The 14,585-nt window shown below is 47.9% G+C and carries 12 protein-coding genes; 5 read left to right on the top strand and 7 right to left on the bottom strand.

Annotation, left to right across the window (positions count from 1 at the left end; genetic code table 11):
• Window positions 1–12: 12 nt before the first annotated feature.
• The 4 genes from BDE36_RS12205 to BDE36_RS12190 form a co-directional block, all read right to left on the bottom strand.
• Complete coding sequence (locus tag BDE36_RS12205) at window positions 13–690, bottom strand: DUF6266 family protein (protein ID WP_141815077.1); 678 nt, start codon at window positions 688–690, stop codon at window positions 13–15.
• A 52-nt stretch (window positions 691–742) separates the two neighbouring features.
• The gene (locus tag BDE36_RS12200; protein ID WP_141815076.1) at window positions 743–1,390 is read right to left on the bottom strand and encodes a DUF6266 family protein; all 648 of its coding nucleotides are present in this window, start codon (window positions 1,388–1,390) and stop codon (window positions 743–745) included.
• A 440-nt stretch (window positions 1,391–1,830) separates the two neighbouring features.
• Window positions 1,831–2,022, bottom strand: a complete 192-nt coding sequence (locus tag BDE36_RS12195) for a helix-turn-helix domain-containing protein (RefSeq protein WP_211360920.1) — start codon at window positions 2,020–2,022, stop codon at window positions 1,831–1,833.
• A gap of 139 nt (window positions 2,023–2,161) precedes the next feature.
• Window positions 2,162–3,568: an aminotransferase-like domain-containing protein gene (locus tag BDE36_RS12190; RefSeq protein WP_141815074.1), complete on the bottom strand. Its 1,407-nt coding sequence runs from the start codon at window positions 3,566–3,568 to the stop codon at window positions 2,162–2,164.
• A gap of 318 nt (window positions 3,569–3,886) precedes the next feature.
• Here BDE36_RS12190 and BDE36_RS12185 point away from each other — a divergent pair, with 318 nt between their 5' ends.
• The gene (locus tag BDE36_RS12185; RefSeq protein WP_141815073.1) at window positions 3,887–4,132 is read left to right on the top strand and encodes an HTH domain-containing protein; all 246 of its coding nucleotides are present in this window, start codon (window positions 3,887–3,889) and stop codon (window positions 4,130–4,132) included.
• Window positions 4,133–4,391: 259 nt separating this feature from the next.
• Complete coding sequence (locus tag BDE36_RS12180) at window positions 4,392–4,703, top strand: hypothetical protein (RefSeq protein WP_141815072.1); 312 nt, start codon at window positions 4,392–4,394, stop codon at window positions 4,701–4,703.
• A 68-nt stretch (window positions 4,704–4,771) separates the two neighbouring features.
• Here the strand turns inward: BDE36_RS12180 and BDE36_RS12175 are convergent, their stop codons facing one another.
• Genes BDE36_RS12175 through BDE36_RS12165 form a run of 3 tightly spaced genes read right to left on the bottom strand, consistent with a single transcriptional unit; the run spans window position 4,772 to window position 10,670 of the window.
• Complete coding sequence (locus BDE36_RS12175) at window positions 4,772–6,139, bottom strand: RagB/SusD family nutrient uptake outer membrane protein (RefSeq protein ID WP_161987616.1); 1,368 nt, start codon at window positions 6,137–6,139, stop codon at window positions 4,772–4,774.
• Window positions 6,140–6,167: 28 nt separating this feature from the next.
• Window positions 6,168–9,356 (bottom strand): SusC/RagA family TonB-linked outer membrane protein, encoded by a 3,189-nt coding sequence (locus BDE36_RS12170; RefSeq protein ID WP_141815070.1) that lies wholly within the window; start codon window positions 9,354–9,356, stop codon window positions 6,168–6,170.
• A gap of 12 nt (window positions 9,357–9,368) precedes the next feature.
• Window positions 9,369–10,670, bottom strand: coding sequence for a TlpA family protein disulfide reductase (locus BDE36_RS12165; protein WP_161987615.1), 1,302 nt, complete (start codon window positions 10,668–10,670; stop codon window positions 9,369–9,371).
• Between the two features lie 866 nt (window positions 10,671–11,536).
• Here BDE36_RS12165 and BDE36_RS12160 point away from each other — a divergent pair.
• From BDE36_RS12160 to BDE36_RS24350, 3 genes are all read left to right on the top strand, one after another.
• Window positions 11,537–11,761: a helix-turn-helix domain-containing protein gene (locus BDE36_RS12160; protein ID WP_141815068.1), complete on the top strand. Its 225-nt coding sequence runs from the start codon at window positions 11,537–11,539 to the stop codon at window positions 11,759–11,761.
• Window positions 11,762–12,208: 447 nt separating this feature from the next.
• A complete protein-coding gene (locus BDE36_RS12155; protein ID WP_141815067.1) occupies window positions 12,209–13,363 on the top strand; it encodes a DUF3800 domain-containing protein in 1,155 nt (384 codons plus the stop codon).
• A gap of 679 nt (window positions 13,364–14,042) precedes the next feature.
• Window positions 14,043–14,327, top strand: coding sequence for an HNH endonuclease (locus tag BDE36_RS24350; RefSeq protein WP_141815066.1), 285 nt, complete (start codon window positions 14,043–14,045; stop codon window positions 14,325–14,327).
• Window positions 14,328–14,585 lie beyond the last annotated feature (258 nt).

The raw sequence follows: 14,585 nt of genomic DNA, 5'->3' as shown, positions 1-14,585 counted from the left end.
AAGGATTAAAAGTTAAGATTGAGCTGACATCAGAAACGTAGCAAAGCCCGTCAGTACCAGTTTGTAATTCAACTCTCCGAGGTATTGTGTTGACGAGGCGAAGCGCTTATCATCACTTCTGAAAAAGAGGTAACAGTGAAGCGTGTCTCCTGCATAACCTTCAGGAAGATGAAGAACGACCTCTTCGTCACTGCGGAGTGCACAGTTTTCCAACACAAGATGCTCCTCATTGGTAGCATCGAAGATCACGATTGTCGCCCTATCCAGGGGGTTCTCAAGCCAGCTGCGCATGTGCCACATTACTTTTATCCCTCCGCCGCATTGATGTAATGAGGCTCCTGTACCTTGAGGCAGGGTTCCCTTGCTGAATACTATCCTGCGATAGACGGGTACCAGATCCGGATACGTACCTGCAATACAATGCCGGATAAAGTGACTTACAGCTGCGTTGTATCCCGTCATATTACGGGGTGAAGGGGTCCATGATGTTTCAATAACCGACCGTAGCGGCGACAATAGCCGGGTAGCCAGCTTCATTTTTGCCCTCGTTGCCATCTGCGCTTCGGTAGGCGCTTTTGGGGGTTTATTACTAAGGGTGCGGACATATTGTGTGTCCTTCCAGCGGCAGTACACCATGCCGCCCAGTTTCCCTGAAAGGGAGAAAATATTAGAGCCTGTAATTCGTGCCATGATTTTTTTCGTTTAGAAAACCGCAGGCTATCGAAGCCTGCGGTCGGGTTGATTAAAAAACGACTACCTTCCCCAGGTATTCGCTGTTAGAAGCAATACGCCTGTCGCGCGAGATGAAGCCCATGTAGGCATGCACCTCGTCGTTGCTGAAGTTTTCCGGAAGGGCGAAGCTGTAGAGTTCTTCCTCCCGTTTAGCGCCCTGGAAGTTGAACAGATAGCGGCCCTTCGATGGGTTGTATACCAGCACAATGGCCGTATCGTCGTTATGAGCATTATTGCCCGGATCGGCGTTGTTCGTCCACTTGAAGTCTAAAGTTCCCGGAATGGTCGACTGCGCCTTGGGGTTCATTGCAGAGATCAGCGTACCTTCGCTGATCTGCACTTTGGCGAAGTCTACGGCATAATCCGGGAAGTCGCCAGAGATAGCGTTCATCAGCACCTTCTGAATAGCCACATTGTAGCCGGTGATCTTTTGTTTGGCCAGGCTCTTAAAGCCTACGCTCACCAGGGCACTTATCGGCTTTACAAAATTCACTGCGCAGGAAAACTTCAGACGCTGGACCAGCTGCTCCTGTGTTGCATTATTTAGTGTTTTACGTGGCAGGCTTCGCATGTAGTCGATGCCTTTCCAACTGCTTCCGATAACATTTCCGATCTTACCGGAGAATCCTCCGAGGACTCCTTTGAGAAAATTTCCCATGATACTTAAAATTTAAAAATTAAACCATAAAATTTACGAAGCATCTGTAGTACCGGTACGTTGTGCTTGCTTGAACAAACATAGAACGGGTTTTCGCAAAAACCTAACGATCAAGGCCGTATGACATACTTTGACCTGCTTTGACACACTTTGACACTGTTTGACAGTGTTCTTTTACCCGGCAAAAGGCACGAACAGAGGCAGCCCGGCCATGCAGGTTTCAAAGGCAAAGCTTATGCACAGCGAAAACGCCTGTTGCCCGTCACTTTACCGTCGGTTTATTTACTCCCTGACGAACAGCTGACGAACAGCTATCGAACAAAAAGCATCGGGCTGACGAAGACCTGACGGACAATCGACAAGGAGTTGACGAACGCGCAGCATCTGAGCAGCGCGCGAAAAACGAGTAAGAAACAAATGAAAAACGACCAGGAAACGAGCTATGCTTCCTCGTAGCAGCGGTCGATGTCAGACTGCCGGTAGTAATCCCGGCCGCCCATACGGTGCTGTTTAAGTTTATGGGCTTTTTTCAAGCGGTAGAAGGTACTTGCGCTGATACGCAGGCGCATCATTGCTTCCTTACTGCTCAGCCAAACATCATCTTCAGGGGGCTTTGATGGTTCAGGAGGCATGAGATTCCCTTTTATTTGTTTCAAAATATGAATCATTTCTGAAAGAAGGTACTCAAACCGGGATGCAGATATAAGAGGCGGGAACTGGAGTTTCATAGCAAAAGGTACTTTTCATGAAAAATTTTCGGCAGGCAGCCAATCAAATAATTTTATTCAGTTTTTTAAATAAAGACTTGTGGATACTATTATCGGGAAAGCCAAATCCCAGGCGAACGGAACTAACATTATAATCGCCGGCAAGATGGTTGTTGGCTGCCTGGCGATACATACATACCTCCTCCATCCAATCCAGCAAAACGGAGAGATCAGTTTCCTTTTCAAATTGTATAAATGCATGCAGTCCTTCGTCAGGCATTGTCAGCACCGCTCTTCCTCCCAGGTAATAATCAAATGCATCCGATAAATAATCGCGGCATCCTTTATAATAGTTCTGAAGGCGCTTAATCTGCGCCTGCAATTCGCCGTCTTCTTCCATCTGTATTAAAACCAGCGACCTGAAGGCATCGGGCTTTGGAGAGCGGATTGAAGATGACAAATGTAAGTCGCTTATAAAATCCGCAGGCCCCGTTACAATATCTGTTCTGCTGTACTGCGGAAAAACATTACAGATACAACTTATGCCGACAAGCCGGTTAAAGTGCTTTCTGTTTTGCTGCGGCGGCCATATCGGGTCGATGCAGAAATCAGGTTCATTCTCTTTAGCAATCACCACAAAATCCATTGCCCCGGCATATTCAAAAAGCATGTTCAGTCTTTCTTCACTCAGCCTTTTACAAGCAGGCACACCAGCCCGGGGCCGTATAAAAACAGCTCTGATCTTTTCAGAACCACTTAGCGAAACAAGCTCGTCTACCAGCATTCCCTCATCATCAGATCCGGTATATATAATTTCGGCGCCAGCCTCAAGGAAAGCAATCTCGGCCTCCGTATCACCCCAGTCGGCCATAACCACACGGTCGCCTTTGCGAATAACCGACGATACAACCAGCAAAAGCGCCAGATCGCGGATAACACAAAAGTTTGCATCCGGAATACTGATGCCCCTTCTCAAAAGAATACGACTGATAGTGGAGTTAAAATCCTGCTCAAAGCCTGCCAACCGTTGCTTGAAGGAAACACCCGTTCCCTGGTAAAGCGATAAATACTTTTCGAAACGTAAAATCTCCGGATCGGGTGTAGCGCAGCCCAGATTAATAAAACGTTCATACTCCGGATGGTACGGGGCCCCGAAGGCAGGAGCCGAAGCCCTGTAATAAAACGGAGCATCAGAGCATTCATACAATGAAGGAGGCTCATGCAAGAGGTAACTTTCTTTTACGAAATACCCAATGCAGGGCTCACTGCTCAATATTCCTTCTCCGGTGAACTTCCTTAGGATCTGTTCTGCAGTGTTACGGTTCACTTTAAGATACCGGGATAAAGATCTCACTGAAAAAAACGGATCACCGGGTTTCATTCCCCTGATCAGATCCTTCAAATAAAGTTCTGTCTCTTCTTTTTCTGAAAACCCTTCTTTTCTTTCCAATTCGAGTTGTCTTTCTGGCATAAATAAGGCTTGAAATGTTTTACAATTTCCCGAAGACAGGTTTTTACGAGGCAGGGTGGCAATATCTTAGTTAATTTGGCAAATTCCCAACTTAAACCTAACTGTCATTTAAATTTTACGAAAACTGTCTGGATCCGGCATCTTAAAATACCCTTACTTTGATCAGAAAACAACTTAACCAGGAAGAAGAAGAGCTGGCGGAAAGCGCCCTTTTGTAAACTGCCATATTTTGACAGGCCAAGCTGTTTTATTTGTAAAAATCAAAGTTCCGGCTTTGAAAACGACAGAAACTCGCCTTATGAACTAAACTTTTATTAGATGAATTACAGGGAATATGAAGAAAAGAAAAAGTATCTGCTTTATCTGATTTACAAAGAAAGACTATTTGAAGCCCGCGAGGCAGCCAGAAAATTCAGCTGCAGTGAACGGACTATTTTCAGGATCATCGAAAGCCTGAAAAACCAGGGATACCAAATAAAATGGAGCCGCGCCCAGAAGAAGTATTTCCTGGCCGATAAAAGCCAGCACCCCGAGATTGAATATTTCTTGAAAGACGGCCACTAACAATATTTTGAAAAAAAATCCAATTTCCTGAAGACTGACATATTCTGACAGGCCGACCCGTTTCTTTTGTATAGAAACATCGGGATGTTATGAAAAAGAACATGGGCTATCATTTTGCTGTATTCCGGCAGGGCTCCTGCCTGACGTATAAAAACAGGAAAGAGCAACCTTAGACCGGCCACTCTTCCGCAACGATTATAAAAGGCATCTATCTGCCTCAAAACTAAATGTGTAACAAAATAAAAAAAATTCAACCGATATGAAAACTTCATTTTTAAAAGCCGGCGCCCTTGTGATGGGCGTACTGCTCGTACTGTTTACTATTGCATTTAAAGCCGAAAAAAGAGTACAACGGTGGACCTTCAACGGCGACAGCCAGTCGGAAGTTTTACAGGCCAGCCAATACACCCTGAACGGAACACCGGCAGAGGACTGCGGCAATACCGGCGACCTGCCCTGCGAAATCACGGTGCCCGATAATATCACCACGCAGGCTCAGCTCGATTCGTATATGGCCGGTAAGAGCGTGAACGATATCCTGGCCATTGCAAGCAGCAAGCGTTCCGAATAAGCCGGCCGATATTGCCAGGGCTTTAATACAGCGGGGCTGCCGGGTATTTCCTGGCAGCCCCGCTTTGTTTAACGCGGGTTCTGCGGCATGCCCGACAGGGCAATCACATCTTCGGGAATGGGCAGGGCGAAGCGGGGGTCGCCCGCGGGGAGCGTATACAGCTGCCCGTTTATTTTGCGCTGCAGCGAAATGCCGGCGCCCTCCCTGTTCAGGCGCTTGATGTCCATCCAGCGCAGTCCCCTCATCACAAGTTCCTTACGTCTTTCCAGCAGGATAAGCTGCAGGGCCTCCCCGCTGCCCGCAGCGCTGAGCGGCACAAAGCTGTTCTTGTTCCATCGTTTGGCCAGCAGCGTGTTCAGGCTGGCCATCGCAGCCTGCGGATCCCCCTGGCGGGCAGCGGCTTCTGCCCGGATCAAGTACATTTCGCCGGCGGCAAAGCCTGTAAACAGCGCCTGCGAGCCTTCGAATGAGCCCTTAAAAGCATACGTTCCGTTGCTGTTGCGTTTAAAGAACACCGTTTTGCGCAGGTCGCCATCCCGGTACAACAGGTACAGGCTGCTGTCGATCTTCGCCCGCGAAGGGTTGAGCGGAGTGGCTACCCCCGACCGTTCGAGGATCACCTCGGCATTGAGAAATTTAACCGGGTAGGAAGCCGAAGCATTCAGCGTGTTAAAATCCAGCAGCGTGCCCGACAGCTGCAGGCACGAATCGGCATAGAGCCCCGCCTCGGGATAGCGACGCATGGAGAGGTAAGTGCGCGCCAGCAAGGCGTAGGCCGCCGCTTTAGAGGGCCGCAGCGCATTCACTGATTTTAAGGGCAGTAAGGGAAGCGATGCCCTTGCATCTTTGATCACCTGCGCGTAGGTTTCCTCCAGCGAGGACCTCAGGGAAGGAAGATTAAAATCAGGGTCAAGGCGAATGGGAAGACCCGGATCAGGCGATCCCTCCTGGTAAGCCATGCACCAGATAAAAGCAGCGCTGAGGTAATTCATACCCCTGAAAAACAGGGCCTGTCCTTTGATATCGTCCCAGACGTCAGCATTGGCGGCATTCCGCTCCATGTCACCGATCAGGTTCAGTACCGTATTGCAGGTAAAGGTCGAGCTATAGCTATACGACCAGTCGTTGCCGTTATCGCCCGTCGGGAAAAGGTTATCTTTTTCCCAGAGGTACTTGCGGCGGTCGGTTTCGCTCCGTGCTGCCCAGTCGGCATCCGTTAAGTAATAATCATCCGTGCTCACCTCGCCCGAGGCAGGGGTATTGCTGCTCATGGTATTGTAGTTATCCAGCATAGCCTGCAGGTCGGCCAGGGACGACGGTACCACCAGCTTCTTGTCGGGTTTTTCATCCAGGAAGCTGTCGCAGGCCGGAAGTGAGATGGCGATTGCCGCTGCCATGCAGAGCAGCGTTTGGGGTAAGAACTTTATATATTTCATATTCATGCTGTATTTTATTTGAGAACATTTATTTAACCGTTGCCCTGAGGCCCAGGGCGAAGCTCAGTGAAGGCGGCAGCGTATTCCGGAAGGCCGCGTACTCCGGATCGAGATGCTGTTTATTAGCCCGCCAGAGGATCCCGGCGTTGTTAACATTCATAAAGAGCCGCAGCGAGCGGAAAGGCAGACTGCGGACGTTCTGCTTTTTGATGTCGTAGCTTAAACTGACATACTGCAGCCGGATATGATCACCTTTCTCCACCAGCACCTCCGATCCGGCATAGAACTGGTCGCGGTTAGCCGCTGCGGGATATACCTGCGAAGGCACATCAGTAACCTGTTCATCGCCGGGTTTCTGCCAGCGCAGGGCATAGTCGGCATGGCCGTTGCCATTGCTGTACAGGTCGGAGTAGCTCAGGGAGCCGCGCACAAAGTAATAGCCGAACTTATACAGCAGGCGGGCGGTGAGCGAAAAGTTCCGGTAGCTGAAGGTATTGCCCAGCGAGCCATAGAAGCGGGGCATGGAAGGTCCGTGGTACACCAGGTCGTCTACCGTAGTACCGCTGCCATTCAGGGCCGAATAATCTTTAGAGAGTTCGCCGTTCACATAGCCCTGCGGATCGCCGGTCTGCGGGTCGAGCCCTCCCCAGCGGTAGGAAAACACCGAGTACACCGGTTTCCCCACAATCCCGGCAATGCGGCTGCTGCTGCCCACGAAGTTGCTGCCCTGCCTCGAGAACACGTAAAAATCCGTCACCTCGTCGCTGTAGCTGCTAAAGTTCAGGTTGGTGCTCCACTCCAGTGCGCCCGTGGTGTTGATGCTGTTTAACTCAATATCCAGCCCCTTCCCTTTCATGGAAGCCACGTTTTTGGTGATATAGCTGCCGATGCCGCTGGTATAATCAATCAGGGCACGGCCGAACAGGTCGGTCCCCTTCTTGCGGTAATATTCAATGCTTCCGCTCAGGCGGTTGTCTTTCAGCTGGAAGTCGGCGCCCAGGTTCAGCATGCGCGAAGTCTCCCACTTCAGTTCGGGGTTGGCATAGTTGCTGAACAAGGTATACGGCGTAAACAGGTAGGGGTTGGTGCCAAAGTACTGGACAGTAGTAACAGCAGCCAGCGCATTATTCACATTCCCGCTGAAGCCATAGGTGGCCCGCAGCTTGAGGTAGCGCAGCAGGGGGAAGCGGTAAAAGCTTTCGCGCGACACATCCCAGCTCAGGCCCGCCGACCACAGCGGGTTCCAGCGGTCGTTGGTATTCACGCCAAACAGGTTAGAAGCATCTTTCCGGGTGCTGCCTGATACCGTATATTTCCCATCGTAGGTATAAGCCGCATTGCCGTACAGCGATACAAAGCGGTTGAGAAGGTGGTCGAAGGAGTCGGCATTGGGGATAAACGACTCGGTGCCGTCTACAATCGAAGGGTACGTTCGCGTATAATCCACATTCCCGAAGGTAAGCAGGTCTGGATTGTAGCCGTAGCTGCGCTCTGCGTTTCCGGTAGTGCGCAGGCTGCGCAGCTCCCCTCCTGCCAGCGCAGCGACGGCATGCTTCCCGAAGCTCCGGTTATAGTTGAGCTGGCCGCGAAGGCTGTTTGATTTCAGCAGCGATTCCGAAAGGTCAAGCACGCCGCCGGGCGGCACCGGGTGTATGAGCGCTCCGGTGGAGGAAAGCTGCGTAAAGGCGTTCACCAGGTCGCGGGCGAAGTAGCTGTTCTCATCATACAAGCGCCTTGCAGAGCTCTGCTGCTGTTCGTACTGGTATTTCAGATCAGCGTTCAGGCCTTTCAGCAGGCGGTAATTGAGGCCGAAGTTCAGCAGCACATCCTGCAGGTCCGATTTCGTGCCGCTGTGCTTGTAATCCTCCAGGGGATAGTACTGCCAGTTGAGCAGCTTGCCCTGCCCTGCGGTATCCGTATACGAAGAGCGGTATCCGCGCGGTACAGCCAGGGCGTTGCCCCCTTCGTCGGCCAGCCGGGCATAAGGGTAGAGATAGGAGCTTACCGAGTAGATCTCGCCATAGCCCGGCCTGCCGCTTTCGTTTTCCGTTTTGGTATAATAGATACCCGAGCTCAGCTGCAGGTTGCTGGTGAGCTGCAGGCTTTGGTTAAAATTGAGGTTCAGCCGGTTGTTCGCAGCATCGAGGTTACTGATGTTACGGTCATAGCCGCCCGAGAGGTTCCAGGCCATCGCGTCTGAGCCGCCGTGCATACTTAAGGAGTACTGCTGGTTAACCGTCAGGCGGTACAGGTAGCGGTCGTAATCGTCGCGCACGTCGAGCTTACGCCATTCATCGATCAGTGCATCGGCTTCCTCCTGTGTAATCGTTTTATCCGCCTGGTCCAGCAGTTCCACCACAGGACTTACGGCAGGTTTCCTTGCCGAGGCGAACTTATCGTTATAATAGCCCTTTTCGTAGAGCATCCGCTCCACGTCGATAAAATCCGATGACGACATTGGCCGGAGGTACGAAAGGTCCGGTTTGCCGCTGACGGTGACGTTCGAGTTCAGCTCGATGGCAAGCGGCTGGTTCAGCCTCCCCTTTTTGGTGGTAATTACAATCACCCCGTTCCCTGCCCTGCTTCCCCAGATGGAAGCCGCTGCGGCATCTTTCAGGATGGTAATATTCTCGACGTCGTTGGGGTTGATATTGTCGATGTTACCCTCGTAGGGAAAGTTATCCAGCACAATCAGCGGGCCTTTTACGCCCTGGATGGTGCTCAGCCCCCGCACCATCAATCCCGAGTTATTGGTACGCCCAACCGACAAGCCACCCGCTACTGCTTCGAGGCGGCTGATCACATCGGTGCTCACCTGCTGGTTAAACCTGCGGTTGTCCACCTGGCTGAAAGAGCCGGTAGAACGCTCGCGGGGAAGGCTCTGGTAGCCGGTAGAGACCATCACTTCCTGCAGGCCGGCAGCCGATTCGCGGAGAAAGATCTCGAGCGGACTCTTTAGCGGCAGCGTAACCGACAGCTCCAAAGGTTCGAAGCCGACATAGGAAATAATCAGATCGGCTTTAGATGAGGGCAGCGTCAGCGAGAAGCTGCCATCGCGGCCGGTAGAAGTACCGGCTTTACTGTTCTTTACACGAATGGTAGCCCCGGTTAGGGGACTTCTATCCTTTGTCGACAGCACCCTGCCGGTAAGTTGCGACTGGGCAAGCATTGCGCCCGGAAAGCTGAACAGAAGAAAGATAAATAAAGCGTGTTTCATCAAAAAAGAGGGTTAAAGATTTTCGTTTTTATCAGAGATCACCAGCATGGGCAGCACACGGCTGGCCTCTTTTAGCTCAAGGCCATAAGCCTGCAGGTTTCTGCGCAACGCCAGGAGATCATCAAAGGAGGCCTGAAAGCGCAGGTCGGCATTGCCCGTATAGCCCGTTTCGTCCACCACCGGGAGCTGCAGCTTGTTCAGGCTGTTCAGTCTCACCAGCAGGCTGGCTAAAGAAGTATTTTGCATATAAGGGTCTGTTTTGTTGTAGAGCCTGTTTTCCGGCTTGCCTCCTTTGCTTTTCAGCAGGTCTTTCCTGCCGCTGCGACGCAGCACCAGGCATTTTACTTTGAGGCGCTCGACGCGGCCCTTCACGGGCGAATAGCGGTTGAGGTCCGCAAGCATGTACGGATACATTTGTTCCTGCTGCTGCGGCGGTACCAGGATCTCGTAGGTATAGAGGCTGTCGGGAGTCGCCGAAGCCACCTGCAGCCTGCTGCGGATAATCATGCGGCGGTCGTTAAACGACTCACCCCTTTGGCGGAACAGCATGATTGCCGCTGTTTGGTAAAGCCACAGCAGCGAAGCATTGGTGACCGCAAGGCCGGTATAGTTTTCGGTATGGCGCTGGTGGTTACCGCTGGACAGGCCCTCATAGCGGCCCCGCAGCAGGATGGAATGGTGCACCAGCGATGCCGCGGGCAAGTCGTCCGAAAGGAACAACGGTTTCTCCGGATCAAGATCCTTCTTCTGTTGCAGTTGCCTGTTGGTTCCGCCCGTGAAAGCTGCGATATTAGCGGCGTTCACCTTTTCGGGGCCGGTAATGGCTTTAACAATGCCGTCGGCCCCTATCCATACATAATGAGGAATAAAGCGGTGCGGAAAAAGATCGTTCAGCACCGTATCGTTCAGCACGGTGGGCAGCCCCAAGGCCTGCCCCCGGTTCTTGTTGTACCTTTCCCAAAAAGGCAGCACCTTGCCTGCTCCCTCCCGGGTAACCAGCAGCACCTGGAGTTTACTGCCGAAAGCCTTTTGCAGCGAATCCATCTTCGGAAAGTTCACAATGCAGGCTGTGCACCAGGTGGCCCAGAAGTCGATGATCAGGAGTTTGCCGCGAAAATCAGCTGTATTTACAGACGGCGACGTATAGTTGTGAAGCCTGGTGATGGTAATATCGGGGATGGTATCCCCGATCTCAAGAGCCTTCGGTTGCGTTTGAGCGTACGAGGAGATGATGGCCGACAGGGAAAGAAGAAGGATGAGAAGGAGGTATATCAATACGACGGCCAGGCCGGTCAGGGGTTTGTTTTCTGCCATCACCTTAGGGCATAGCCCTCCCTCTACTCTATTTTTGAGCATATTTTAACGTGATTAATCCGGGTTAATTATTTAACGACTAAGGAAATTTCGCAGGGGCGAAACGTAGTTTTACTGCTGACGTTGGAGAGCTGCAGATTATTCAGGGGGGCTTATGAGCAGATCCCAATGAAGGGCGGGGCGACTAAGCATAAAGGGCTCGTTCAATATATCAGAAAGAATGATTTTGCTGCTCATTAACGAACCAAGCAGCATCTATGAAATGAGATAATTCTTTATAAGAACTATTTAGACTGCCTCGTTCTTTGTTAGGCTGAGTGGAATAATTTCCTATAACGGTGCCTTTCAACCAGAACAATAAAAGGTTCCTACTTCTTTTGCTAGAACAATTAAGAAAGAAGTTTATTAAAGCTTCTTGGACCTGAAAACGTTTTTTGTTTCTGTTAGTTAATAGTTTCACTATTCAATGTTAAGGATTAACAAATCAAATAAGATTCTCGACCCAAACAGCCGGAATGCGTTATAAAGGTTATCTGGACAATTCGCGTTCTGCAAGTGCATCCGTATCGACGAGGAACGACCTTTAATTGTTCTGATAAAACGATAATCTGTTCCCAGGCTATATAGCTTAGCTATTATACATGCGGGTCTCACTTATTATCCTCGGATTCAAATTCCACATTTGCACGGACGAAGTTCGTAAGTGGGCACCTCTATTTATATCGAAGTGTCACTATTCGACAATCGCTATTGTCAATTTCCTTTATAAAATCAAATATATGAATAAAATTAAAAAATGCGGTAATAAACAACCGCATTTTTTTAAAAATATCGTTCCAATTTGACCGCTTCATACATTGAAGCATATGGCAAAAAGAGAATATCCCGAAATTCAGAAAGAATTTGGCGAGCATCTTCAAAAACTTCGAAAAAGTAAAGGTATTAGTTTACGGTTATTAGCATCTAGGTGCGATTTGGATGATAGCAATATATCAAAAATTGAAAATGGGCACTTTAACGTTCAGCTTTCAACTATTCTTGAATTGGCAAAGGGCTTGGATGTTCCCAAAAAGGAGTTATTAGATTATTAAGTGTATACCGTACTGGTGCTATAGAGCTCTTTTTCTGTAAAACCAATCAACGCACAGGAAACGCTGTAAATGTATTTCTGGTCGCTAACACGCTCGTTGCCGGCTACCAGGGCTCATGAGAGCGCTTCCGTTCAAAGTCCTGTGGTGTAGCGGTGAGAGCAGTAGCCGGATTTTACTTCATATCTCTCGACTCTTTAGACCTGCTTTATACAGAAAAAAGCTTATTTGGGAGTCTAGTGCAAATATACAGGAGTACAATAAGGAACGGAATAATACACGAACTAGATTAATACAGCATTCGTTATTTAAATTTTTTAATCAATCCATATAGCCGAACACCAGAACAACCGATCTTAACTCTATCGTAGCTTATCTAGCATTTGCTATTACTACTCGTCCGATTCAAAAGTAATAACTGATACTGTATATTTACTGTAAAAAAAAAACATGAGTACCATTGTAGCTTTCGCCGATGAATACGGGAACAATTCCTTTGAATTCGACTCTCAGGGAAGTCATTTTATTGTCGCCAGTGTTATATTACGAAAGGATAAGTTGTCTGAAAGCAGCGAGCAAATTGAGCAAATTCGCAGTAAGCATTTTCAAAAAGGCGAGATTAAGTCGAAGAAAGTCGCCAATAATCACGCCCGCCGGATAAGGATACTACAAGATATTTGTCAAATTGATTTTTCCATTTACGCCGTTATCGTGGATAAGCGAAAGTTGGAAGGGGAAGGTTTTAAATACAAAGCCTCTTTTTACAAGTTTCTAAATGGACTCGTTTATAGAGAATTGTTCCGCACCTTTCCCAGCCTAGATCTGGTTGTCGACGAGCATGGGGAAAATGATTTTATGCGAGAGTTCAAAAAATATGTTCAAAGACAGCATATGCCTACCCTGTTTTCCGGCAGTGATTTCAACTTTGGAGTGAGCCACGATAATTCCATGATCCAGCTTGCTGACTTTATTGCCGGCACCTTAGCTCGCTGTTTCGACGACACAAAACGAACGGATGAATCTAGTGAGTTTCTACGGTTACTAAAACCCAAAATTACTAGCCTAAACCAGTTTCCCCCAGATCACCAAACCTATTACGCTGAAGCAGCTAAAGAAGAAAAGAATTTTAATTCGGAAATAGCAACAGCAGCATTCAATAGCGCAAATTTGTTCTTAAATAATCAAAAGGTGGAAGGTCAGGAAGATACAGATAAGGTCAACTGTGTGAAATTGCTTCTACTATACTTTAATAATTACGGCGTCGACAAATATATTACAACCGGTGAATTGATCAGGCATCTGAATGTGGGAAGGACCGAGACCTTAACCGAGCATACGTTCCGAACTAAGGTTATAGGTAAAATCCGAGATTCTGGCGTAATTGTTGTAAGCAGCAGTACTGGACGCGATAAGGGTTATAAGCTACCTTCATCAATAGAGGATTTGCATAAATTTGTTAACCACGGGAATGGAATGATACTTCCGATGCTGCATCGTCTAAAAATCATCCGAGATAAAATCAAGCTCGCTACTTTGAATAAAATTGATATAGCGGATAAAGAAGAATTCAATGAGTTAAGAATGCTTCTGGACGACTTGAAGTGACGCTATCGGGTTCAATAGATATACGACTCCGTATCCCTTCAATTACGTCTATATAGTTTTGAAAAACTCCAAAACTCGCCGGTATCGGATGTAGATTTTTTAAAAAACATGATTCCTGCCAACTTATACAAGGAGCAAAGATTGGCTGCTTGTACTTGCATCAGGTATTTCAAAGCTTCAATTTTAACATATACAATGTAAAGTCGTCGCTTAAAACCCTCAACTTTCAATTATCAGCGCATAAAACAAGCTTTAATAATCAAGAGTTGTTACTGTATCACTTTATAAATATAAAAGACCAAACTGAGTTTAAAGGACTGGTTAATTACTTTTGATAACCTATATTGACGACGATGCTCTTGAATTATAATTGTAAAAAATGCGGAAGCAGCAAGATAAAGGTCGACGGGAATTATCCTTATCACGATATTTATGAATGCTTAGATTGTAATCATTCGTACCATAAGAGGATTGTCGACTGCTGCCGTAAGCCATTCTCATTGTTGTCATTCTTCATTACGACCATGACAGGTATTCCCTATACCATCAATGTTTAAATTGCGGCGGTGCTGATAAAAAGAAACATTTAAAATCAAAAGATTTTCTGGAGCAAATTCGCTACGAATTTAGTCAGGATAGATTTGAACAGTGGAAGTTAGAAAGAAATGAAGAAGATAACATGATTTACCAAAGTCTATGGCATAACAATTATAAAAACACGACAGCTTACAAATATTACACTTATCTGAACTCTCCCGAATGGAAAGAAAAAAGAACACTGGTTCTTAATCGAGATCATCATTTATGTCAACGATGCAGAATTGAACCGGCCCTAGACGTACACCATTTAACGTATAAGAATCTTTATAATGAACCTCTAGAGGATTTACAAGCACTTTGCAGAAATTGCCATGCAGCAGTGCACAGTAATAATATTACAATTAATCTGCGACCATCTTGTTAAATAAAAAATCTGCTCATTTAAGCTATGTTTAAGTTGGAGCCGTATTATTATTGAAAAAACAGAAATAGATATCACCGGAAAATAGGAATGTAAGAGTTTTGGCTAACACTTCACCTCCTTGTATGCCGCTTCGATAAAAACATCAAACAACACATGAGGGCGATACGAGGTGCACAAGAATGTGGCGCCTCCCACTCTGAACAGTTTCAGAACAGGGTCCGAAGCCGATCCAGAGCATGGATAATGATATTTGGTAAT

This window comes from Arcticibacter tournemirensis, from assembly GCF_006716645.1.
In the GTDB taxonomy this organism is placed as follows: domain Bacteria; phylum Bacteroidota; class Bacteroidia; order Sphingobacteriales; family Sphingobacteriaceae; genus Arcticibacter; species Arcticibacter tournemirensis.
This window is presented reverse-complemented; position numbering and strand designations above follow the sequence as displayed.